General features: G+C 46.1%; 24 protein-coding genes and 1 pseudogene. 20 read left to right on the top strand and 5 right to left on the bottom strand.

The genetic code is table 11. From position 1 onward, the window contains the following. Window positions 1–9 precede the first annotated feature (9 nt). Entirely contained in the window at window positions 10–600 is a 591-nt protein-coding gene (locus TCA2_RS02120; protein ID WP_047909888.1) for a helix-turn-helix transcriptional regulator, read from the bottom strand. A 320-nt stretch (window positions 601–920) separates the two neighbouring features. Between TCA2_RS02120 and TCA2_RS27415 the strand changes: the two are divergent. From TCA2_RS27415 to TCA2_RS02060, 12 genes and pseudogenes are all read left to right on the top strand, one after another. Continuing rightward, window positions 921–1,337: pseudogene (locus TCA2_RS27415) on the top strand (holin family protein); the annotation flags it as partial. 316 nt (window positions 1,338–1,653) lie between these two features. Then, window positions 1,654–1,941, top strand: coding sequence for a Dabb family protein (locus TCA2_RS02110; RefSeq protein WP_047909887.1), 288 nt, complete (start codon window positions 1,654–1,656; stop codon window positions 1,939–1,941). A gap of 154 nt (window positions 1,942–2,095) precedes the next feature. Beyond that, window positions 2,096–2,539 (top strand): DUF86 domain-containing protein, encoded by a 444-nt coding sequence (locus tag TCA2_RS02105; RefSeq protein ID WP_047909886.1) that lies wholly within the window; start codon window positions 2,096–2,098, stop codon window positions 2,537–2,539. Between the two features lie 80 nt (window positions 2,540–2,619). Further along, complete coding sequence (locus TCA2_RS02100; RefSeq protein ID WP_047909885.1) at window positions 2,620–3,519, top strand: DUF4261 domain-containing protein; 900 nt, start codon at window positions 2,620–2,622, stop codon at window positions 3,517–3,519. Window positions 3,520–3,630: 111 nt separating this feature from the next. Then, on the top strand, window positions 3,631–4,092 hold the full coding sequence (locus TCA2_RS02095; protein ID WP_047909884.1) for a DUF948 domain-containing protein: 462 nt from the start codon (window positions 3,631–3,633) through the stop codon (window positions 4,090–4,092). A 6-nt stretch (window positions 4,093–4,098) separates the two neighbouring features. Next, window positions 4,099–4,437, top strand: a complete 339-nt coding sequence (locus TCA2_RS02090; RefSeq protein WP_047909883.1) for a YtxH domain-containing protein — start codon at window positions 4,099–4,101, stop codon at window positions 4,435–4,437. Between the two features lie 194 nt (window positions 4,438–4,631). Next, window positions 4,632–5,438 carry a glutamate racemase gene (gene racE, locus TCA2_RS02085; RefSeq protein WP_047910222.1) on the top strand — a complete coding sequence of 269 codons (807 nt, stop codon included), beginning with the start codon at window positions 4,632–4,634 and terminating at the stop codon, window positions 5,436–5,438. Window positions 5,439–5,630: 192 nt separating this feature from the next. Beyond that, a complete protein-coding gene (locus TCA2_RS02080; protein WP_047909882.1) occupies window positions 5,631–6,515 on the top strand; it encodes a M14 family metallocarboxypeptidase in 885 nt (294 codons plus the stop codon). 115 nt (window positions 6,516–6,630) lie between these two features. After that, window positions 6,631–6,882, top strand: coding sequence for a hypothetical protein (locus TCA2_RS02075; protein ID WP_047909881.1), 252 nt, complete (start codon window positions 6,631–6,633; stop codon window positions 6,880–6,882). A gap of 142 nt (window positions 6,883–7,024) precedes the next feature. Beyond that, a complete protein-coding gene (locus tag TCA2_RS02070; RefSeq protein ID WP_047909880.1) occupies window positions 7,025–7,327 on the top strand; it encodes a heme biosynthesis protein HemY in 303 nt (100 codons plus the stop codon). Between the two features lie 45 nt (window positions 7,328–7,372). Beyond that, window positions 7,373–7,597 carry a DUF1450 domain-containing protein gene (locus TCA2_RS02065; protein ID WP_047909879.1) on the top strand — a complete coding sequence of 75 codons (225 nt, stop codon included), beginning with the start codon at window positions 7,373–7,375 and terminating at the stop codon, window positions 7,595–7,597. A 78-nt stretch (window positions 7,598–7,675) separates the two neighbouring features. Then, window positions 7,676–7,963, top strand: coding sequence for a hypothetical protein (locus TCA2_RS02060; protein WP_047909878.1), 288 nt, complete (start codon window positions 7,676–7,678; stop codon window positions 7,961–7,963). A gap of 62 nt (window positions 7,964–8,025) precedes the next feature. Here TCA2_RS02060 and TCA2_RS02055 read toward each other — a convergent pair whose 3' ends face one another. Both TCA2_RS02055 and TCA2_RS02050 read right to left on the bottom strand, forming a co-directional pair. Further along, window positions 8,026–9,924, bottom strand: coding sequence for an LTA synthase family protein (locus TCA2_RS02055; RefSeq protein WP_238546258.1), 1,899 nt, complete (start codon window positions 9,922–9,924; stop codon window positions 8,026–8,028). A gap of 212 nt (window positions 9,925–10,136) precedes the next feature. Next, window positions 10,137–11,282 carry a class I SAM-dependent RNA methyltransferase gene (locus tag TCA2_RS02050; protein ID WP_047909876.1) on the bottom strand — a complete coding sequence of 382 codons (1,146 nt, stop codon included), beginning with the start codon at window positions 11,280–11,282 and terminating at the stop codon, window positions 10,137–10,139. Between the two features lie 208 nt (window positions 11,283–11,490). Here TCA2_RS02050 and TCA2_RS02045 point away from each other — a divergent pair, with 208 nt between their 5' ends. Beyond that, the gene (locus tag TCA2_RS02045) at window positions 11,491–12,123 is read left to right on the top strand and encodes an O-methyltransferase (RefSeq protein ID WP_047909875.1); all 633 of its coding nucleotides are present in this window, start codon (window positions 11,491–11,493) and stop codon (window positions 12,121–12,123) included. A gap of 76 nt (window positions 12,124–12,199) precedes the next feature. Here the strand turns inward: TCA2_RS02045 and TCA2_RS02040 are convergent, their stop codons facing one another. Further along, window positions 12,200–13,411 carry an asparaginase gene (locus TCA2_RS02040; protein ID WP_047909874.1) on the bottom strand — a complete coding sequence of 404 codons (1,212 nt, stop codon included), beginning with the start codon at window positions 13,409–13,411 and terminating at the stop codon, window positions 12,200–12,202. Between the two features lie 347 nt (window positions 13,412–13,758). Further along, window positions 13,759–14,964: an MFS transporter gene (locus tag TCA2_RS02035; RefSeq protein ID WP_047909873.1), complete on the bottom strand. Its 1,206-nt coding sequence runs from the start codon at window positions 14,962–14,964 to the stop codon at window positions 13,759–13,761. A gap of 258 nt (window positions 14,965–15,222) precedes the next feature. On the opposite strand from TCA2_RS02035, the gene hemE reads away from it, so the two are divergent. The 7 genes from hemE (at window position 15,223) to TCA2_RS02000 (ending at window position 23,287) form a co-directional block, all read left to right on the top strand. Next, entirely contained in the window at window positions 15,223–16,281 is a 1,059-nt protein-coding gene (gene hemE / locus TCA2_RS02030; protein WP_047909872.1) for a uroporphyrinogen decarboxylase, read from the top strand. A gap of 27 nt (window positions 16,282–16,308) precedes the next feature. Further along, window positions 16,309–17,253, top strand: a complete 945-nt coding sequence (gene hemH / locus TCA2_RS02025) for a ferrochelatase (protein WP_047909871.1) — start codon at window positions 16,309–16,311, stop codon at window positions 17,251–17,253. Window positions 17,254–17,469: 216 nt separating this feature from the next. Continuing rightward, a complete protein-coding gene (locus TCA2_RS02020; protein WP_047909870.1) occupies window positions 17,470–18,849 on the top strand; it encodes a CapA family protein in 1,380 nt (459 codons plus the stop codon). 23 nt (window positions 18,850–18,872) lie between these two features. Further along, window positions 18,873–19,625, top strand: a complete 753-nt coding sequence (locus TCA2_RS02015; RefSeq protein WP_047909869.1) for a glycerophosphodiester phosphodiesterase family protein — start codon at window positions 18,873–18,875, stop codon at window positions 19,623–19,625. Between the two features lie 33 nt (window positions 19,626–19,658). Then, window positions 19,659–20,285 carry a fumarylacetoacetate hydrolase family protein gene (locus tag TCA2_RS02010; RefSeq protein ID WP_047909868.1) on the top strand — a complete coding sequence of 209 codons (627 nt, stop codon included), beginning with the start codon at window positions 19,659–19,661 and terminating at the stop codon, window positions 20,283–20,285. Between the two features lie 162 nt (window positions 20,286–20,447). Then, window positions 20,448–21,263, top strand: a complete 816-nt coding sequence (locus TCA2_RS02005) for a DUF92 domain-containing protein (RefSeq protein ID WP_047909867.1) — start codon at window positions 20,448–20,450, stop codon at window positions 21,261–21,263. 95 nt (window positions 21,264–21,358) lie between these two features. After that, a complete protein-coding gene (locus tag TCA2_RS02000) occupies window positions 21,359–23,287 on the top strand; it encodes an ABC-F family ATP-binding cassette domain-containing protein (protein ID WP_047909866.1) in 1,929 nt (642 codons plus the stop codon). The last annotated feature ends 21 nt before the right edge of the window (window positions 23,288–23,308 follow it).

Below are 23,308 nucleotides of genomic sequence, written 5' to 3'. Positions count from 1 at the left end.
AGGGAGATATTATGAATTCTGTTTTAAAATGATATCTGCAAAAAGAATCGATTTTGGAACTTTGAAAAATTGCTCTGCTTGATCCTGGAAAGCCGAAGAAGGCATCGTTCCTTGATGAAGCCATTTACGGAATGTTCCCGGGTGTACCCCGATCCAGTGACTCACATCCGTGACGGACAAGTCGTGAACCATGCATAATCCGGTCAAGATCCGATTACTCACTGGCGAGCGGGTAACCGTTCGCTTCATGAATCGGGATGGCTCCGGCTGACAAATGACAGGACTGTTTCTAATGACATCTTCATTAAACAAAATATGGCGCGGATAACCGAGTAATTGACATACTTTATCCAGATTAGTGCTTCCAGGAATTCGACCTTCATACACCCATGCGCTGACACTTCTTGATGAGATCGACAAATCTTCAGCTAACTGTGATAATTTGATGTCGTTTGCCATGAGAACGGCAAGCAATATACGGTTGCGAACCTGACAGCGTGTCGGCCTGCGGAATCGCTTTACGCGTACGCCTTTTCCCAGATATTTGCGGTTGATCAGAGACCACGCCTGGATCGAATGTTGTTCTTGTTGTTTAGGCATATTTCCTCCGATTTTTTAAACAAATACTACAACAAAATAAGCAGTCGTTTCAAGTGTCGACATGACCACCTTTGAAAGCATATTCATATACGAGGAGCCTTGTTAAGGGAAAATCGGACTATGAATCTGCTTGTTTTTCTCCTATTAAATGGTTGTGGAGTTAGTATAGACCAACGAAAACAGGGTAAAACCGGCTAAAAGTAGGCCTTAAGACTCAAAATTGGGCAAACATTTGATTTCATAAAAATCAAATATATTCGTGTCATTCTTCCATAATCTTCATAGATTAATAGAGAGAAAAGGAAGAGGAGGAAGCATGAATGAATCCGGCATTAATCAATATGCTCCTCGGATTTGTAGGGGCATTCTTCACATTTGCGTTTGGTGGTTGGACACAGCTGCTTATCCTGTTATGTATTGCGATGGCTATTGATTATATTACCGGGGTTGCGGCTGTAATCCGTACCGGCAGCAGGCTGAACAGCAAGATTGGATTTTGGGGATTGACTCGCAAGGGTCTGATGCTGCTTGTTATTATACTTGCACACCAGATCGATCAGTTGATTGGAACAGATGTCATTAAAGGCGGGGCGATGTACTTTTATCTGGCGAACGAATTGATCTCCATTACCGAGAATTACAGCCGCATCGGGCTTCCTCTTCCCGCAAAATTAAGAGAGATCATAGAGCTGGTTAAGAAGCAGGCAGAGGATGATGAGGAAGCGGCATTACGCAGACGCGCAGAGGATGATGAAGCGACAGATACCACCGGATCAGATACTGAAGATGCAGAGCTTGAAGCAGTCAAATACGCGGTGGACGAAGATATATTAAGTCAATTTGGACCGCGGAAGGAACGTAGAGAGAATCAAGATGCAGAATCACAAGGGCCTGAGCAATAGAGGCCTTTTTTTGCTGGAATAAGATATTGGACAAGGTAAAACATGAGAAACGATAATTGATTCATTTACCACTTTATTCGTGTTTATGTTATATTTTTTGTAAACGGAATCAACTCTATTAACTCATGACATAGGATAAGGAGCTATTATAATGATTAAACATATCGTTTTTTTCAAATTAAAGGACCGTTCAGAGGCGAGCATTGAGGAGACGGCTCGTATATTACGCAGTATGGATGGCAGAATTGAGCTGCTGAAATCACTGGAGATCGGAGTGGATGTCTTGAAATCGGAGCGTTCCTTCGATATTTCTCTGACCGCAGTCGTTGATTCCTTGGAGGCATTGGAGGCCTACCAGGTTCATCCTGTTCATCAAGAGATTATTAAGCATATGAGTGTTGTGAAGGATTCTTCTGTTGCAGTTGATTACGAAATCTAACTTACAAAGGGGAGTAGCAGGTGGGCGATTTAAAAGATGTTATGGAAACGATGTTTTTGCTGATCGTCATTTTAATTGCATGCCCGGTAATGTTCTTTTGGCTGAAACGAAAAAATAGACGTAACTGATTACCGACGAAACGGATGTGAACGTATTGTACTATGTAAATACAGATCAAATCGAATTGCGCTTGTCAGCTATTCCCGAGATTACAGCTGGGCTCCGTCACGCACAGGACAACTGGGATGGGGGAATTATCCTCGGCTTCGTTCAGGAGCGTTCCCTTCATTTGGCCCTAGAGATTGTAACTGACGTAGGAAGTTATCTCATTGATGGATTTATTCTCAGGGATGCGAGCAGCTACGAAGACATCATTGAAATTGTTCATGAAGCAGGGGCATTTGATGAGGAGAGCTATAAGCTGTTTATGGAGCTTGTGCCGCTGCGGAAGCCGCTCGTACAGGATTATTATGCATGGGATCGGACAAGCCTGCATAAGGTAACCCGGACGCTTCCTGATGTGCTGGATCGGTTCGCAGATCAAATTCGTTTGTATCTCGAAAAAGAACTGGGACCGTTCCAACCGTCACGGAACTAGGTTTAATAGATTAAAAAATTCTAGTTGAATTAAATTTTGTAATTGTAATGGATTCACCTAGTTGGTTTGGAGGAAAGATCATGTCAGATCGTAAGAAAGACAACTCCGGATTTCATCCGGTATATATGGCCGAGCTTCTATTCAAGGATATGCCTCAGCTGAAAGAAGAGAAGCTGATGGAGGTCATGAAGCGTTTGACCGGAAAAGCAAGAGTGATGAAACGGCCTGTCAACAAGGACGCAGTGAATAAGGTTCAGAATCAAGCCGAGGCAGCAGATAAAGAGCAGGAGCTTCTAGTCATTATGCATATGGAGCATATGGTTAATTTTGAAGACGGGACCGTTCCTGCACAGACCTGCATTCTGCCTGTCACCAAGATTCAGGACAAGAACCGCTTCAAGGGTGCTGTGGAGCAGTCCTGGCATTGGAGCGAAGCAAATGAGGTTACAGACCTGTGCCAGTATCAGATTCGCATACATGATATGTTTACGGCGGCCCTGCCGCATAAAGAGCGATTGAAGCTGTTCCAGCAGGCGTTGCTCGCTATTCTAGAAGTGGCACCTTGTGAAGCGGTTTACTTTTACGGCAGTGACAAACTGGTGAATCCTTCTGCTTATGCCAAAGCGATCGAAAATGGAGATCATCTGTACGGAGCGATGAATGTAAGGCTGTATCAAGCGGGAGGCAGTGAAGCTAGACGTGAGCTGGTGATGGATACGGTGGGGTTATCCTCATTAGGGGTGCCGGATTTTCAATGTCACTTTGCTGGGATGGATCCGGATGTCGTAGCTCGTACCTTATACGGTGCCGCCTATTATATATTTGATCAGGGTGATGTGATACAGGATGGTCAGCTGCTGGGTTCATCCGGGGAACAGCGCTGGCGCTGCGAGCATCAGGAATCGCTGGTTTCACCTCTAAGATATGTAATAGATCTGGATCCAGGTGCACCCTATTACGCTGGGAACATTTCGTCCTAATCTGATCGATTTATGTACTATTGAATTTTGTTGTGTCAAGTCAGGCTCCTCCTGCTTATAATGCATTAACTAAAAAATGGGCTTTCGCCCGGTTAGCAGGAGGGTTGGAACATGATCGCATGGAGTGTAGCGCTGATGGCAGGGGCTTTTATTATCCTTGCAGCTGCAGGCGTTGTGGTGCTTATTGAAGCAAGAAGCTTGATGAAGCAGGTTAAACAGAGTGTCAGTCAGCTCGAAGAGAAAACCGATATACTCGCTGCAGATACCTCAGCCATGATTCAAGGTACGAATAAAGCGATATCGGATATGCAGGGATATCTAGAGAAGTCAGCCCCTCTCTTTGAGTCAATCGCTTCGCTAGGTACGGTACTGCAGCAGATCAGCCGCACGATGGATGAGATCAGCGTCAAGCTGTCTCGTTCAGCACACAAGCATGTGGATGGCGCACACCAGGACAATGAACAGCGCCTGGGTCAAATGTTCCGATACGTTGATGCAGCCATGACGGTATGGCACACATGGCAGCGTAACGCTCCTGCTCCGGGTGCTTCCAGCCCGCGTGAGAAGGAGTGAGCAGGCATGAAAGATACGAACAAGAGCTTGTTATGGGGTACTTTAATTGGGACGGTTGCTGGATCGATTACGGCGCTGCTGTTTGCCCCCAAATCAGGAGCTGAGCTCCGCGAGGATATTGCGGAGAATGCCAAGCTTGTTACAGAGAAGGGGCAGAACCTGGCTGAGAAAGTCAGCGAGCAGAGTGTGAGGATCGCTTCCAAAGTGAAGGAATCGACAGAAGGCTTCTTGCAAGATATCCGGGGCATCAGTTCAGGGAACGAGGTCGCTAAGGTGTCTGGGATCAGTGAACCTGCAAAGACTGAGCAGACTGCTGAAGAAGCAGCAGAGGACGATACATTATAGGCGTAAAGATTCGTAGCAAAGGCCTGACTGCCGCTCCCTGTAGGTATAGGGATGAGGCAAAAGGCCTTTTTGCGCTGAGCTTGGTTTACACGCCCATACTAAATCGGGTAATATGTAGGTACCTTTTTGCCGTCCGAAACATAGGGTAGGATGGAAAAGGGATGGAAATATGTAAAGAAGGAAGCGGTGTGTTCGTGCAACAAGCTATCGCAATATTAGATTCTGGTGTTGGGGGGCTGACTGTAGCCAAAGAAGTGATGCGTCAGCTTCCGCGGGAAAAAGTCATTTATTTTGGAGATACGGCCCGCACACCATACGGACCCCGTTCGTCCGAGGAAGTAAAACAATTTACAGAACAAATCGTAGATTTTCTTATTCAATTTGATCCAAAAGTTATCGTTATTGCCTGTAATACGGCAACAGCAGCTGCGCTGGACCATATATCGCAGAAAGTGGATATTCCGGTGATCGGTGTCATTCATCCCGGTGCCAGAGCCGCGATAACAGCTACCAAAACAGGTAATATTGGAGTCATCGGTACGATGGGTACGATCAACAGCGGAGCGTATACAACAGCACTTAAGCAGCTGTCTCCATATATCAATGTTATGAGTCAGGCTTGTCCGGCCCTTGTCCCGCTGGTCGAGCAAGGGGATTTCAGGTCCGAGCATACGAGATCCACTGTTAGTGAGTCCTTGAACGGCATGAAAGACAAACCAATCGATACCCTTATTCTAGGCTGTACTCATTATCCGTTCTTGATGGAGCCGATTGGTCAGGCGATGGGTCCTCATGTCAAATTAATTAGTTCTGCCGATGAGACTGCCAGAGAAACGAGCACGATCTTATATGACAAGGGGAAGCTCGCCATAGGTGATGAAACGCCTGTTCATCAGTTTTTTTGCTCGGGTGATCCGGTTATGTTTCAAAGCATTGCGAGATCCTGGCTTGGAGAGCAGATTCGTAATACCCCGGTCGTATGGCAAGTATCCAAATTGTAACGATTGAAGATTAAGACAGCCTTGACATTGAACGGCAGAGTTCAAAGGACAGGGCTGTCTTTTTATATACATACTTAACAGCAACATCTCGATTCCGCCTTAGGGATTTATCACGAATGTGATGATAAGCAGCATATAATGCACGTAAATATGGTTCTTGACCTTCACTTAGTTTATAGGAGGAGATAAGGGATGAATCTATACGGGTATCGTGAGCTTGAACAAGATCTTGATCACATAAAAAGCCTAAGAACGCCGATGAGTGAGCTGGGGACGATGGGATGCAGTGTGCTTGGAAGAAAGATTCCATACATTAGAATTGGAAAGGGGCCAATTCAGCTGCACGTCAATGCAGGTATGCATGCGAATGAGTGGCTGAACGTTCCTTGTCTGATGTATTTTGTCAAAAGCTACATGGCCGCTCTGGAAGAACAACAGGATTGGCAGGGCTGCTTATCCGATGGATGGGCTGAACAAGTGACCTTATGGGTGGTGCCAATGCTCAATCCTGATGGCATAGAATTGGTTCTAAACGGAGCGAATGCTCATCCCTTCTCTACAGAACTCCTCGAAATGAATGGCGGCAATCCTGACTTCTCGGGCTGGAAGGCGAACATTCGAGGCATTGATCTTAACGACCAATTTCCTGCTCATTTTTACGAAGAAGCGAAACGCCGTTCTGTGACTTGCCCTGGACCAAGAGATTATGGAGGAGAACATCCCCTGACTGAACCCGAGTCCAGAGCCTTGGCAGAATGGACGATGGATAAGAAATTCGACATGATCATCGCACTGCATAGTCAAGGGGAAGAAATATACTGGAACTATCGTGATTACGAGCCGGCATTCAGTGAGGCATGGGCTCAGCAGCTAGCAGCGGCAACAGGGTATGCTCCGGTTAAATTGACGGAAAGTGATGCAGGATATAAAGATTGGTTTATTCAGGAGTATGGCAGACCAGGCTTTACCGTTGAAACCGGACTCGGGACTAATCCGCTGCCAGTTCATCAATATATTCCAATTGCTGCTGAGGTCGAGCGGCTTATGGTGTCTGCCATCCGCCTGCTTCTTCGCTGAGATCTGAGTTATATGGCACACAATCTGGAGCAATTTGCATAAGGGAGGTATGGAAACCTCCCCTGAATTTACACGTATGTTATGATAGTAATAACCCGGAAGGAGTATGATCATCATGAAATGGAAGAAGCTGTTATCGCTAAAGTCTTGGTCTCATGTGTTTAAAAGGATGCCTGCTCTTCTCATGTCTTCAGAGGTTCAATTGCAGGACAAGCTTCTCTTCTTGGTTCCTGCCGCGGTATATTGGATTATGCCTGATGTGCTGCCTCTCCTCCCGATTGATGATATCGGGGTCACGATGTTCCTCATGAACTGGTTCGTTCAGAGGGCAGAACGCAAATATCCGAATGTAGTAGGCCGCAAATAGAAATGATGTATTATGAAATGGATTCAATCAGCAGATATTGCTAAATACACGCTTCTTGATTAAAATATAGGGTATTGAAATTGAGCCAATTTATAAATTGCTGACAGTTTCTATATAGATGACACTAGGAGATGAAATTATAATGAAAGCAAAAATTACTCGTAATGCCGCTAAAGTGCTTAAGCGTGAGCTTGCACTCCCTGAGAACGAAGGTAAATATGTACGCGTCCTGATCACACTCGATCATGGTGATCATGTACACTATGGGATTGATTTTGATACACCGAAAGAGAATGATGAGGTTGTATCTACAGACAAAGAAATCGACCTGGTGCTTGAAACAGGCAAGCCGATGCTGGACGGCATCAAAGTGGATTATCTGTACTTCCCTAAAGAAGGTTTTGTTATTACAAATCCTGCGCAAGGGAATCATTTCCACGACTAATTGTTAAGAAGCCGAATGATGTTTTTCTTGTGAGAAGGGGAGTACATGGCTAACGATATTCGAGTATGTGATAAATGTAAGCATGTCAAATTAAAGTCTTTGGTGCCTAAGCTTCAGAAGATGGCCCCAGATGCTGAGATCAAGGTAGGCTGCAAATCCTATTGCGGACCCTGCGGCAAAAGAGCTTTTGTATTCGTTAATGGACGTTACATCAGTGCACCGACAGAGGAAGAAGTGCTTACCAAGGCAGCTCCATTTATTAAAAATTAAGTTCTGTGCATAACGACCTTTCTTAATATCCATGCTAACAGATGTAGCAGGGACTTTGAGAGAGGAGTGTGCTTCGATATGAAACACGATCATTCCAGTCTGCAATCCTATACGACGGTGGCGCAAGCCTCCAACTCAGTAAAAAAACTGCATCATGCAGTTTCCCAGGCGATGTCGCATCCTACACCAGATATGCTCGAGCAAGCGAATAAGCGATTGCTGCGTGCAGAGAATGCAGTGGCGGTAGCCCGGCAGCAGCTAAACTACAGCGGTACTGAGTTTGCAGAGGAAATTCTCTCAGAAGAAAAGGAACGTCTCGCATCACTCCATGCCAGCCTGGCATCGAAGAAGCCTGAAGACAACTGACCTGCATACCAATGAACCCCCGTTCTCATAGGAGACGGGGGTTTTGTTGATGACGGCTACTTTTATTTCGACGAATCACGAAGCCTCGCGATCAGGTCGTAAGTAATGACTCGATCCGATATCGACAGCTGCTTCTTTGCATCGTCAAATGAAGCTTCGCAAGCATTTACGTTTGTCCGCTCTTCTGAGTCCGCATCATAACAGCTTCCATGTTCAAAGCGGTAATCGTCTGAAGGGATGTAATACAGCTCTCTTGTAGCGAAAGCGCCTGTACGAAGTACAACCATTCGATTTCGGCTGTTCAGCAGATCATTCCCCATAAAATACTTCGAATCTGTCTCGATACCGAGCAGATGAAGAAGGGTTGGGGCGATATCCATTTGTCCCGCTGGCTCTAGATATACTCCAGATCGTTTTCCATCAGGTAAATGGAGGAGTAGTGGTACTTGGTTCATGATTTGATGCATCTGGAGATCGCTAATTTTTTTGCCGAGGAAGGCCTCATAGCTGGACCGCTCCTTTAGAGAATTATCATGATCGCCATAGAGCATAAATAGGGTATCTTCCCACAGTCCCTCCTTCTTCAGCCGTTCAATAAGCTCTCCGATCGCCGCATCGGAATAATGCACGGCTTGGAGATAGTCGCCAAACAGAGTTCCGTTAAATTCGCCTACATCCAGCTCTTGTATAGATTCCGGAAGAGTATAAGGATGGTGGTTCGTTAGTGTGATCATAAAGGAATAGAAAGGCTCCTCATTGGTGCTAGTCAGTTGATCAAGCGATTGCCGGAAAAAAGATTTGTCTCCCAGCGACCAGCCGATCGGCTCGTCTATCGTGTAATCATTTTTGCTCATGAATTCGTCATATCCCATGTGGTTGTACATCGTATACCGGTTCCAGAAGCTGCTCTCGTAAGCATGATAAGCGCCTGTGTAATACCCTTGCTCTCCTAGAACAGACGGGAGCGAATCATAAGTATGATCCGGGTAGCGGGTGAATACAGATCCTGTCGGCAGGGGATGCAGCGATATGTTGGCAGATAGGTCAGCATCGGAGGTTCGTCCCTGACCGGTCTGATGATAGAAATTTTTGAAATATAAGCTGTCCTTCATTAATGCATTGAGATGCGGGGTGATCTCCCGCCCGTTTATGCTTTTGTTAATTACAAAATTCATTAGAGCTTCAACCTGCACGAGCATGACATTCTTACCTTTATATTGGCCAAAAGTGTCCGATGAGGCTGCTTTTAGCGCTTCCTGCTGCTTATAATCAAAGAATTGCCTAACCTCGCTCATTTCCTCATCCGTCAAGCCTGCTTGGCTATTCTGCCGCTCCTTATTATACCGGTATAGATCGTAGCCATGGAATCCGAGCAAGCCCGTTACATTATATAAGCTGAGGTTCCACCAGTTGCCGGTAAATAAACCGACCGCCCATGTGCGATTGTAAAATTCAATAGGACCAAAGGTAAGTACTGCACCGATCACAAGAGCAAGAGTGCCGCTGAGGAATCGCTGCCACTTAGGTGCATATTCTTTATCCGCGCTTCGCGCTCTAACTGTTCGTTTATTGAGAAAGAGAACGCATACAGAGAATACGGCAAGCAGCAGTAGATCTGCAAAAAACCACAGATCTGCAAATCTCAGAAGTGAGAAAATACTGTCATCCAGCGAGCTTAATTGACCAGCCTGCAGCAGTACAGGGATGGTGATGAAATCTTGAAAATACCGATAATAGACGAGGTCGGCATAGATGAGTGCGCTGAGGAGCACATTCAGTACAATTAGAGTGATAATTGCTGCGCGCTGCGGGAGCCACAGCACCCAGAACGAGACGAGCAGCAAAGATCCGAAAGTAATTACATAATCGAGAAAATTCATATCAATATTTCTGGCATTGAGCTGGCTGTGGAAGTATCCCAGCTTCAGAATCATCAGGATCACAAATATGAGGTAGTACAAATATCGTGAACTCCTCCACTTTATGGATCGGGAGGAGGGATACGAAGGTGTGTTAAGTAGCTTGGACAAGTATGATTCCTCCTTTGAACGTACAGGATACAAGATACATTATATCTCTCCATTCCGTTGTTTATGAAATTCGGAAGATGCAAACTAATGAACTAAAAAAGAGTAAACGGCTTAAGGTTTACTCTTTTGTGTTCAAGCATGCTTTAGTTTCGAGCTGGTTTAGGAGGCAGGGGACCTAGAAATTGATAGTACTGGGTCTCGATACGTCCATTGAACAGCTTTCTGCGTTTATCCGCCTTCTGATTGAAGTATCGTTCAAACGATTTGGTGGATGTAATCGCAAAGAAGGACCAAGTCGGTACCTCGGCGGCCACTCGTCCAAGCTGGCGAATGAGCTTTTCTACCTCAGCTTGTTCTCCTAGCCGTTCGCCGTATGGAGGGTTGGTAATAAGACATCCGTAATCTCCGGGTAAGCGCACTTTGGCTACAGGCAGAACATCAAGCTTAATTTCTTTGGCAAATCCTGCACTCTTGACCGCAGCTTGTGCTACCTCAATTGCACTCGGATCTATATCGCTGCCGGCAATCTGCAGAGGGATGTCATCTTTAACTGAATCAAAAGCTTCTTCGCGGGCTTCATCCCACAATTCCTTGGATACGAGCGGCCAATGCTCGCTATTAAACGAACGGCGAAGTCCAGGAGCGATATTCCAGCCTATCATCGCCGCTTCAACAAGCAATGTTCCTGACCCGCAGAATGGATCGTAGAAGGGACGGTGCGGGCCCCAGCGGCTGAGCTGAATGAGAGCAGCAGCCAAGGTTTCTTTGAGCGGGGCTTCTGTAACCAGCTTGCGGTAGCCCCGCTTGTGAAGACCTGCTCCGCTTGTATCCAGGGTCAGAAGCGCGATATCGTTATGAAGATTAACTTCAATGACGAAGCGGGCGCCGTTCTCTGGAAACCATTCGGTATGATAGGTTTGCTTCAGCTTCTCAACGATTGCTTTTTTGACAATACCTTGAGATGCAGGTACGCTGCTTAGCTGAGATTTATGAGATCTGCCCTCAACGGGGAACTCGCCGTTTTGAGGGATCCACTCCTGCCATGGAAGGGCTTTGGTTCCTTCGAACAATTCGTCGAAGGTGGTAGCCTTGAACTCACCCATCTTCACAAGTATGCGGTCGGCACTTCTAAGCCATAGGTTACACCGGGCAATATCTTTGAAATCGGCCGCAAAGGTAACTCTTCCGTTCTCTACAGTTATATCCTCATAACCGAGCAGTTTTAATTCTCTAGATACGACAGCTTCTAGTCCCATCGGTGTCGTTGCGATTAATTGCAAAGGTTGCATTGAAATGCTTCAGCTCCATCCTTGGTGACATTCTTTTTTTGAGATCAATTACGAATAGGATGCCCCAATATATTTTAAGCAAGCCTTGCTTGCCAAGGCTTGTACCAGTACAATAAGGTACGCGCCGTTCTCAGCTTAATTAAACAAACATTTATTATAAATTAATTAAATGAAGAAGGAAAGTTATTTAAGGGGGATTCCATATCCGATGATGATTACACCAGATGATTATGTCTCTAAATTATATGAAGAAGATGAAATGCTGAAGGAAGTGCTTGAAGCCATTAAAGAGCGTGGTATGCCTGAAGTATCGGTCGCAGCGGCATATGGACGGCTGCTCACAATGCTTGTGCGGACCTCGCGAGCAGAACAGATTTTGGAGATCGGTGCATTGGGAGGTTACAGCGGGATTTGTTTAAGCAGAGGATTAGGGGAGACAGGGCAATTAACCTCACTTGAAATTAAAGAAGAATATGCCGCTCTGGCTTATGAGCATTTGAGCAAAGCGGGCTTCGGCGATCGAGTGGAATATCGAATAGGACCGGCAGCAGACAGCTTGGCGCGTATGAAGGAGGAAGGGAAGAAATTTGACTTCTTTTTTATCGACGCTGATAAGCTGAATTATGCTGTATACCTGGAATATGCAATCGAATTGTCGAATCCAGGTGCGCTTATTATTGGAGATAATTGCTTCCTGCGCGGAAGAACTTTAAATCATGAGAAGAATGGTCCTTCGGTCCAGGCGGTCAGAAGATTTAATGAGCTGATGGCTTCTGACGATCGATTAATCAGTACATTGATCCCGGCTTATGACGGACTTGCTATTGCATATGTTAAATAAACAACGAACACCCTCGAATGCTTATTGTCGAGGGTGTTCGTTCATGTATAACAGATAAGAGTCAGGCTGATGCCGATTATACTTCGGATTTTCCGTAGGTTTCAAACCAGCCTTTAATTGTATCGAAGTCATCTGTGAATGCCAAGGAGAGAAGCAGCAGAATGCGAGCATGCTGCGGGCTCAGATTATCTCCCGATATGATACCCTCGCCGCCGCTATAGACACTTCCTGAACCGGTACGAGTCGTGGTTACGAATACAACGCCTTCCTCAATGGCTGTTCTTCTCTCAGCACTCATCGCACTGGAAATTCCGCCTGCACCTGTTCCGGAGGTGACAATACCCTTTGCTCCGTTCGCTACGAACCCGCTGATCGCACCAGCTCCTGCTTGTTGATAAGAGATCGCGATCTCAACTTTAGTATCGGCCAGCTTTTCTTTCGAGATTTTGGAAAGGTCGAAGACAGGCTTCGCTGTACCTTCCGGCTTCATTGCCCGGGCAGGAGCACGATAGATACGGATGTTATCTCCATCTATGTATCCGAGAGCGCCCAGCACCGGGGTCTCAAAAGTGTCGGTACGATAAGCGTTCGTTTTGGTTACACCTCTTGCAGAATGCAGCGTATCATTGAGCATCAATACCGTCCCGAAGGAAGTTGTGCGTCCACTTGCAGCGAGCTTAATCGCATTGAACAGATTGGCTTGCGCATCAGAGCCGATGACTGTCCAAGGACGCATAGAACCTGTAATAATAACGGGTTTATCGCTTCGGACCGTTAGATCCAGGAAGTAAGCAATCTCCTCCATAGTATCTGTGCCTGTAGTAACAACGACACTGTCATAAGTTTCAAGCGCTTTATCTACCGACATCGACAGGTCGTATAGGTCGGGTATGGTATAGGCAGAGGAGCCTGAATTGCCGAATTGCAGCGTGTTCACTTCAGCAAGCTTGTCCAGGTTAGGAAGGGAGCCCACCATGTCACCAATCGCCAGAGAGCCTGCTCTGTAGCTGGTAAAGCTGGTCTCATCTGTGGATTGTCCTGCAATCGTACCGCCTGTGCCAATCACAAGAACATTGGGTAATTCGGAGGTTTTGGCAGTCTCAGTAAGAGGCGGAATTGTCGTATTACGGATCGGTGCTGTGGACTGTACAGGAGAGGTTGTTCCTTGCACGACAACGGTAGCCGCGCTGGCAGTAGATGCGATGGGGGATAGAGACAAGGTTAAGGCGGTCAATGCGGCTGTACTCCAAAGGGCAAAATGTTTGCTGATTCTGTTGTTAGATTTCATTCCGTTACACTCCTCCAATGTAAATTTTGGTATGTAGTCTTGAGGAGTATTCTATATTTACGTTAGATAAAATGACAAATGTTGAAAATCGAAGAAAACAAAAGTTATTTATCGTATAATGGAGTTATTATGCTAAAACATAAGAAAATTGAATGAATATGAATTCCATATCGAATGATTTTAAGTTGCGATCCATTGATATCTGCGATATTTATGTCATTTATATTCACATCTATTAGTACCGGAATGCGATTATAAACATAAAGAAAGACATTCCAACCTGATAACTTGCAGGTAGAATGTCTTTTCTTTGATGAAACGGAAGCTTTGTTGAGGTGCTCCACTTGCTATGCAGCTGACTTTTTCCGTGAATACAGCTTCATATGCACCCATATCACATTGATCAACAGAAGCGCGCCTGAAATTATAAACAAGCCTTCAATGCCTATAAAGCCGGATAAGAAGCCGCCCGCTACAGCACCAATCATATTTCCTAACGCCAGAGTGCTGCTGTTGAACCCAAAGGCACGGCTCTCCATCCCGTCCGGTGTATAGGAACGAATCAAGGAATTCACACTTGGCAGAAGGCCGCCCATAAATATGCCCATTAAGAAACGAATCACGATCAGCTGACCGACATTTTGTACAAAAGCTTGAGGTATCAGGGTCAAGGCTGCTCCGATCAGGGCAAAGGTGAGTATACGATGCGAACCGATCTTGTCACTCAGCTTCCCGAGGAGGGGTGAGGCAATCATATTGGATATGCCTGCAACAGCGCTCACCATCCCGGCAAAGAAGGCGAGATTCTCTACCGTCCCATGCAGGTGAAGTACATATAGCGGAAGCAAAGACATGGGACTGATCATAGCGAACTGCAGCAAGAAGGTGACGGCGAACAGCGCTGGCAGCTGAGGTGTTTTGGTCAGCTCGTGCAGTCCTCCCATTACCGTCTGTGCTGGCAATTGTGCAGCCTCTTCACGGTCAAAGTTCTCTCTGACAAGAAACAGTGCCAGAAGTGAAGCAGAGAAGATCAGAATGCCTGTGATATAGAAAATAGGTCTAAAGCCCACGAGGTCAGCTAATATGCCTCCGATTAAAGGTCCCAGAATGGTTCCAGCAACCTGACCTGATTGAACAGTTCCCATGGCAAATCCCATTCGGTCTTTCGGTGTCGTTCCCGAAATCAGTGCGACGGCTGCCGGATTAAAGCCTGAGATTGTTCCGTTCAGTAATCTAAGAAACAGCAAATGCCATGGGTTTTGTGCAAATCCCATGAGGGTAATAACAATGGCCATGCCAAAGCCTGAGCGCAGCAGCATGATTTTACGGCCGTATTTGTCAGCAAGCTTACCCCATAGGGGCTGAAATATAAAGGAGGTAACAAAATTGGCTGCAAAGATAAATCCCGCCCACAGTCCGATCTCACGCTCACCGGTTACTCCCAAATCCTGGGCAAGGTATAATGATAGAAAGGGAGTAACCATTGTCATGCCGGCATTGACTAGAAATTGTCCGAACCATAGCACGATAAGGTTAATTTTCCATGATTTCAATTGATGAGGGTCACTTCCTTTCTGCCGCTAACGTACGGTTCAATTGTTGCCATTATTTTAGTATAACACACTACAGGAAGAGTCATTTCTGTGCGGAACTTGATGAATCATTGCTTTATCGGTTCTTCAGATTGCATTCATTTGCTTAAGGGAACCTTCATCTAATTGTCAATGGATGTTCGATTTCGCTTACTTGTTAGCTGGTTTTAAAAAGGGCATAATGGAAATTATAGAAACGACATTATTGGAGGCCAAGAAATGGCATATAACGATAGGTTTATTAGAGCAGGGTATAAGCAGCCTGTAGATCAGCTCCCCGTATGGTATATGAGACAAGCAGGGCGTTACGATCCCGAATACCGCAAGGTCAAAGAGAAGTACACTTTACTTGAGATTTGCAAGCAGCCGGAGCTTGCTGCCGAAGTCACCCTCATGCCTGTACGTAAATTGGGTGTAGACGCGGCGATTCTATATTCAGATATTATGAATCCGGTCGCTTCCATCGGGATTGATTTTGATATTGTGAAGGATGTAGGTCCTGTTATTCACAACCCGATCCGTTCTTCAGCAGATGTAGAGAAGCTTCGTCCAATTCATGTTGAGCAGGATTTGTCGCACATTATGGAGACGATACGTATTCTGGATAAAGAGCTTAAGGTTCCTCTCATCACCTTTGCCGGCGCGCCATTTACCATTGCCAGCTATCTGATCGAAGGCCGCCCTTCAAAGGGGTACATTCGAACCAAAGAAATGATGTACAGCGAACCAGCAGTCTGGTTTCAATTGATGGATAAGCTCGGTGATATGGTTATTACTTATGTAAGGCATCAGATTCAGAATGGCGGTAAAGCATTTCAGGTATTTGACAGCTGGGTGGGGGCCTTATCTCCAGCTGATTTCCAAATTTACGTGCTGCCAATCATTACGCGTATCTTCGACGAATTATCTGATCTGGACGTTCCGAAAATTTATTTTCCAGGCGTCAGCTCGGGCGAGCTGCTTCCTACACTTTCAGACATCAAGGCGAATGTAGTGGGCTTGGATTGGAGAGTGTCCATTAATGAAGGTCGAAGAAGACTGGGGAATAAGTTCGCTGTTCAAGGGAATCTCGATCCATACGTACTTACAGCACCTATTGAAGTCATTAAGAAGTATGCAAAAAGTATTATTGACGAAGGAATTCAGCAGCCTGGATACATATTTAATCTAGGGCATGGTCTATTTCCCGAGGCTTCTATTGACAAGCTCAAGGAGCTGACAGATTATGTGCATGAATATTCAGCTGAAGCGCTGAAGGTTCAGAATGCACACTTATAAACATACAGAGACAAGGTGGGAATTACTATGAGCAACCAAGTAGGCGTGCTTGTCATGTCGTATGGCACACCACAAAGCATGGAAGATATAGAGGCGTATTATACACATATTAGAAGAGGAAATAAGCCATCTGAGGAGCAGCTTCGTGAACTTACGGAACGATATGAAGCTATCGTCGGCGGGGTCTTCCCTCTCCGCGAGCATACGAACAGTCAGGTGGAATCCCTTGAGAAGACGTTAGCACAGGATGAGCGAGCCTCTGGGGTAGAATTCCGTTGTTATCAAGGTCTAAAGCATGCAAGTCCGTTCATTGAAGATGGAGTGGATGCAATGGCTAAGGACGGCATTAAAAGAGCGGTTGGTATCGTTCTTGCCCCTCACTACTCCATGATGAGCATCGGATCCTATATCAAAAGAGCCCAAGCGAAGGCAGAAGAGCATGGGATTGAGATGAGCTTTGTTGAATCCTATCATCTGCATCCGAAGCTGATTGAAGCATTGTCTGTACGCGTTAGTGCTAAGCTCGATCAATTTGAAGAAGCGGGTGCGAAGCGCGATTCAGTTCGTGTTCTGTTCAGTGCACACAGCTTGCCGGAGAAGATCATAGAGATGGGAGATCCTTACCCGGATCAGCTGCTGGAAACCTCCAAGGCAGTTGCGAACCAGGCAGGCATAGAGAACTGGCAGTTTACATGGCAGAGTGCTGGTCAGACGGCTACCCCATGGCTGGGACCAGATATTCTCGATACCCTGCAGGTGCTGAGCAAGGAACAGGTTGAGGATGTTCTGGTGGCACCGGTCGGTTTTGTATCCGATCATCTTGAAGTACTATACGACCTGGATATTGAAGCGAAAGCGATCGCCAAGGAGCTCGATATGCGTCTAATGCGGATCGATTCACTTAACAATGATCCATTGTATATGGAGACACTGAGCGACTGTGTCATTAAGTCCTGGCAAGGCATAAACTGAGTTCTTAGATAATGCTGTAGGGAGCTTATATAAAAGGTCTGCTAGATTTGAGAGCTTGCATCCACTCCGGATGCAGGCTCTTTTTTTATTGCTGATCTATTGTCAGCCTGAGTATAAAGCCGGATTCAAGAAATATCCTTTTGCTGGTATAATAGATTTGGATTTTATTAGAATTATTTGAGTCATTAAGAACAGGAATAAGTAGAAGGAGAGAGTATGCTGCCGTCAAGATCAGAGAAGCATTCGGCTGCGAAAAAAGAGAAACAGCGCAGAAGAAGCAAAATGTGGGTTACATTGAACGTTGTCCTTATTTTATGTATCGCAGGTATTATCATATATTTTAATTCAGTAGGGGGTCTGACAGGTCCTGCAGAAGCTCCGGACGTATCCTTATCCAGTAGTGAAGAGAACCAGGATGAGCAGGAGTCGAATGAGACAGGGAATACAGCAGAGGTTTACAACAGAGAGAGGGACTCATCTGAATCCGAAGAGGATAACTCGAACCCTTCATCAACGGAAGATGAAGATCAGAATCCGAACCAAGCTTCAGAGGATACGACTTCTTCCGCCTCCGAGGAAGCTGAAGAGCAACCAGACCCGAAGAATGGCGAAGGTAATTCTGCCGATAAGTCCGCTGAACCTGCGGATGGAGAGCGGGTCGTTATGAGCTTTGCGGGTGATGTGCAGTTCTCGGGCAAGGTCGAGGAATTGCTTGAGAGAGAAGGCTTTGATTATCCATACCGTCATCTAGGCACTCTTTTTCAGAACGACGATCTTACGTTTATCAATCTGGAAACACCGGTGACGACAGGGGGAGAGGCCGCACTTGGCAAATCCTATGTGTACAAATCCTCGCCAAAAGCGCTTGAAGCGATGACGGAAGCGGGAGTGGACATCGTTAATCTCGCGAACAATCATATATTGGATCAAGGGCAGGCAGGACTTGAGGATACGCTCCAGTATTTAAGGGATTATCAAATAAAATATGTTGGTGCTGGCTTGGATCGCAAGAATGCTTATGCCCCGGTCTATTATGAGATCAAGGGAATGCGGATTGCATTGCTCGGCTTCACTAGAGTTATTCCTGAAGCAAGCTGGCGAGCTGAATCAGGAAAACCGGGCGTTGCAGATGCATATGATAGTACAGATGCTGTTAAGGCGATTGGGCAAGCGAGAAAAGAGGCTGACCTCGTCGTTGTCATGTCTCATTGGGGCGAGGAACGTCAGACGATGGCAAACGATCTCCAAACACAGCTGGGACGTGAATTTGTTGATGCAGGTGCAGACCTGGTCATTGGCGGACACCCTCACGTATTGCAGGGACTGGAATCCTATAAGGGGAAATGGATTGCTTACAGTACAGGCAATTTCATTTTCTCAAGATCCACAAATGAGGAAACGTGGAGAACTGCCGTATTCCAGGCGAGCTGCCAGAAGAATGGAGACTGCACGATGAAGGCTATTCCTTATCATGCCGAGCTGGGGCAGCCGGTCCCTATGGAGAATAAGGAAGGGGCTGCTCTTATGAAAGAGCTGGAGCTCAGATCGTTTGACGTGAAGGTAGGAGCAGATGGCTCCATATCGGCAGCAGATTAAATTATTGGTGTAAGGAGATGGAGATGAACAATCCTTGTGTAGCACACCGTGGTTATTCCTCACTTGCTCCGGAGAATACGATGGCTGCCTTTGGGCTTGCAATGGAGCAGCCGCAGGTCCAATGGATTGAGCTGGATGTTCAGCTATCCCGGGACGGCTATCCTGTTGTCATCCATGATTATCGGCTAGAGCGAACGACAAATGGCAAAGGGTTTGTGAAGGACATGACCTTGCACGAGCTTAAACAGCTAGATGCAGGCAGCTGGAAGTCAAAGAAATACGCGGGTGAACGAATTCCAACCCTGGCTGAAGTGCTGGAGCAGACAAGGGGGAAGGTCAAGCTGAACATTGAGCTCAAGACGACAGGGGATATGTATCCTCACTTGCCTGCAGCCGTGCTCAGAGAACTGTTTGGCAGATGGAATGAAGAGGATTACGTGATAACTTCATTTGACCGCAGATCCCTTGTTAAAGTAAAGTTAATTCATCGGTTTGCTCGAACAGGACTCATCATTAACGCATATCCGCCGGATCTAGTACGTCAGCTTAGTGAGCTTAGATGCGATCTGCTCTCTATAGGATATCCACATGTGAATAAGCAGCTCATGAATGACATGAGAAAAAAAGGAATTGATGTCATGGCATGGACCGTAGATTCATCCAGAATTATGCGTAACTTGGCAGCAATAGATCAGGACATTATGATGTGTACGAACAATCCGGATTTATGGCAAAAGGCTTTTGCAAAAAAAGCAATGAAATGGTTTAAAGCTTAAATTAGACATTAGTGCGAAAGGATTACGATGAAGATGAACTCACAGATCAGAAATGTCTATTGTGTTGGCCGCAACTATCGCCTGCACGCTGAAGAACTAGGGAATGCAGTACCTGATGAACCTATGATATTTATGAAGCCCTCTCATGCGGTAGTTCTGATGGAAGGTCAAGAGCTTACACTTCCGGAGGGCCGCGGAGAGATCCATTATGAGGCAGAGCTGGTCGTGAGAATCGGGGCAGACCATACTCCTGGTATGAATGTTGATGAAGTCATCGATGCGTATGCTTTTGGAATTGACTTTACACTGCGTGATGTACAGTCTGTGATCAAACAAAAAGGTCATCCATGGACAGCAGCAAAGGGATTTAAAAATTCAGCTCCCATATCCGAATTTGAATCTCTTCAATCTCTTCAGTCTTTATCCGATTCCGAATTTACACTGAATAAGAATGGGAAAGAAGTGCAGCGCGGAAACATTCGCGACATGATATTTACCATTCAAAACATAGTGGATTATGTATCCGAGCATTATGGATTAGGGCCGGGAGATATTATATTTACAGGAACTCCGGCTGGTGTCGGTCCTGTTGAGCCAGGAGATCGACTGGAATTGACCTGGGCAAATGAAGCTAAGGGAGCTGTAATCGTCCGTTATTAATGCACGTTATCGAACGATTTAACAATTAATTGTGTTATCCTTGTGAAAAGTTATGGACACGCTTATCTATTCCTACTAAGGGATTGTATATGACGTGTCTTTTTTGTCTGGCTGCACATGTTATACTATATTTAAAATAACTATAGAATCAGGAGACGGCAGATGGATTGGATTATTGGAACGCTGTGTGCATTCCTTATCGCCGGTGCTGCATATTACAAGAAGTCGCTCACTTTATCAGGCAGCATAGCTGCGGTTATAATGGGTGCCGTGTATTATGGGGCAGGCGATCTCATGTGGTTTGGAACGCTGCTTCTCTTCTTCATAACGTCCACGGTACTATCCAAGTACAAGAAGCGGGAGAAGCAGGAGCTCGAGCAATCGTATGCTAAGACAGGAAATCGGGATGCAGGTCAAGTGCTTGCGAACGGCGGGCTTGGTATGGTGCTGGTTCTGCTGCACGCCATATTTCCCCATCCGGTTTGGATATATGCCTTCATCGGCATTATGGCGACCGTTACTGCAGATACCTGGGCAACGGAGATTGGCAGCTTAAGCTCCAAGCCCCCTCGTTCAGTAAGAACATGGAAGGTCATTCCTCCGGGGTCATCGGGTGGTGTCACCGTAACGGGGAATGCAGCTGCAGCTGCTGGAGCCTTAATGATTGGCGGATTTGCTTATCTGTTTCTGGAATTAAGCTCTGAAGCTGAGGGTGCATTGACTGCATTTATCGCATTTGCAATCATTGGAGCGATATCCGGCTTCATTGGAGCGTATGCCGATTCTCTGATGGGAGCGACCATTCAGCGCATGTATCACTGTACTGTCTGTGGCAAGGATGTGGAAGTTCATCATCATTGCGGACAGAATACAGTACGGGGCAAGGGACTTCATTGGATGAGTAATGATCTGGTTAATCTGTTCAGCTCACTCATCGGTGGCGGCATCGCCATCCTGCTGGGATTGTTATTACTATAAGTTCCCTCAGGCTCAAGTTGTAATTTGTATATAATCGAATCAATAGGTAGTATGAGACTGATTCAATCCATAGAAAAGAGTAGGGACATAAACATATGAATATAATGACAGTTGAGAATATATCTAAAAGCTATGGAGAGAAAATTCTCTTCAAGGATGCATCCTTCGGAATGAGTGATCAGGACAAGATCGGAATTGTAGGCGTTAATGGCACAGGTAAATCAACCTTTCTTCGCGTTATTGCGGGTCTTGAACAGCCGGATGAAGGAAATATTGCGATCGGTAATCAAGTAAGGGTTCAAATGCTTGCGCAAAACCCTGAGTTTGATCCAGACATGACGGTGCTGCAGCAGGTGTTTCAAGGGGATACACCTCAAATGCAGGCCGTTCGTGATTATATGGAAACGATGGAGCTGCTCGCGCTCAAGCCAAGCGATGAAGCTCTTCTTCAGCGGCTTACGAAGCAGAGTGAGCAAATGGAAGCCTATGATGCTTGGCAGCTTGAGAGTGAGGCGAAGACCATTCTGTCCAAGCTGGGGATTACGCAGTATGATGCGAGAATGGACTCATTATCTGGTGGACAGCGCAAAAGAGTAGCTCTGGCAGCGGCACTTATCCATCCTTCAGATCTGCTTATTCTGGATGAGCCTACGAACCATATTGATAATGATTCAGTGGTATGGCTCGAGCAGTACTTGCAGAAGCGCCGCGGTGCACTGCTCATGATTACGCATGACCGTTACTTCCTGGATCGTGTGGCCAATGTCATGCTGGAGCTGGATTATGGCCGTTTGTTTCGTTATGAAGCAAATTATACCCGATTTCTTGAGCTCAAAGCAGAGCGTGAAGACAGAGAAGCGGCTTCCGAGCAGAAGCGCCAGAATTTACTGCGGAATGAGCTGGCATGGATCCGCAGAGGAGCGAAGGCAAGAACGACGAAGCAGAAGGCAAGAATCGACCGGTTTGAACAGTTAAAAGATCAAGAGGGTGTACAGCGTTCAGGTCATCTGGAGATGTCTGTAGCATCAACCCGGCTCGGCAAGAAAATTCTAGAAATTGAAGGCTTGACCAAGCGTACAGAGCACAAAAAACTCGTAGATAACCTTAGCTATATTGCGGTGCCGGGGGACCGTGTTGGCATTGTGGGACCGAACGGAACCGGTAAATCTACGCTCTTGAATATGATTGCAGGTGGAATTCAGCCGGATGCAGGTGAGATCATCGTTGGGCCTACCGTCAAGCTGGGCTATTTCACACAAGAACATCAGGAGATGGATGAGAATCTGAGGGTCATCGAATACATCAAAGAGGAAGCAGAAGTGATCCGAACCGGGGAAGGGGAGACGATTACTGCTGCACAGATGCTGGAACGGTTTCTATTCCCTCCTGCAGCTCAGTGGACTTACATTTCAAGATTATCCGGAGGGGAGAAGCGCCGGCTGTATCTGCTCCGTGTGTTAATGTCTGCGCCTAACGTTCTGCTCTTGGATGAGCCGACGAATGATCTGGATATCCAAACACTAAGTGTTCTTGAGGGATATCTGGATGATTTTCCAGGCGTCGTATTTGTGGTATCCCATGACCGCTATTTCCTAGACAGGACAGTAGACAAAGTGCTTGCTTTCGAAGGAGAAGGTCAGGTGCGCGTGCATGTAGGGAACTATTCAGAATATGCCGAGTGGCTGTCTAAAAACGTACAAATTCAGCAAAAGCCGATTGGCAAAAAGGAAGAGATAGTGAAGCCCGATTCTTCTTCGTCAGCTGCACCAGAGCCTCCTAAAGTGAAGCTGAAATTCAGCTTCAAGGAACAGCGTGAATATGAACTCATTGACAGCCAAATTGAGGAGACTGAAAGTAAGCTTGAGAGGATTACTACACAGATGGAGGAAGCATTCAGTGATGCTTCCAGGCTTCAGGAGCTTATGAAAGAGCAGGCCGAAACAGAGGAGCATCTTGAATACTTGATGGAACGCTGGACTTATCTTAATGAGCTTGCGGAGCAAATTGAGCTTAGCAAGAAGTAAACGACGGATATTGAACAGGAG

The sequence above is a fragment of the Paenibacillus sp. TCA20 genome (assembly GCF_000732325.1).
In the GTDB taxonomy this organism is placed as follows: domain Bacteria; phylum Bacillota; class Bacilli; order Paenibacillales; family Paenibacillaceae; genus Paenibacillus; species Paenibacillus urinalis.
This window is presented reverse-complemented; position numbering and strand designations above follow the sequence as displayed.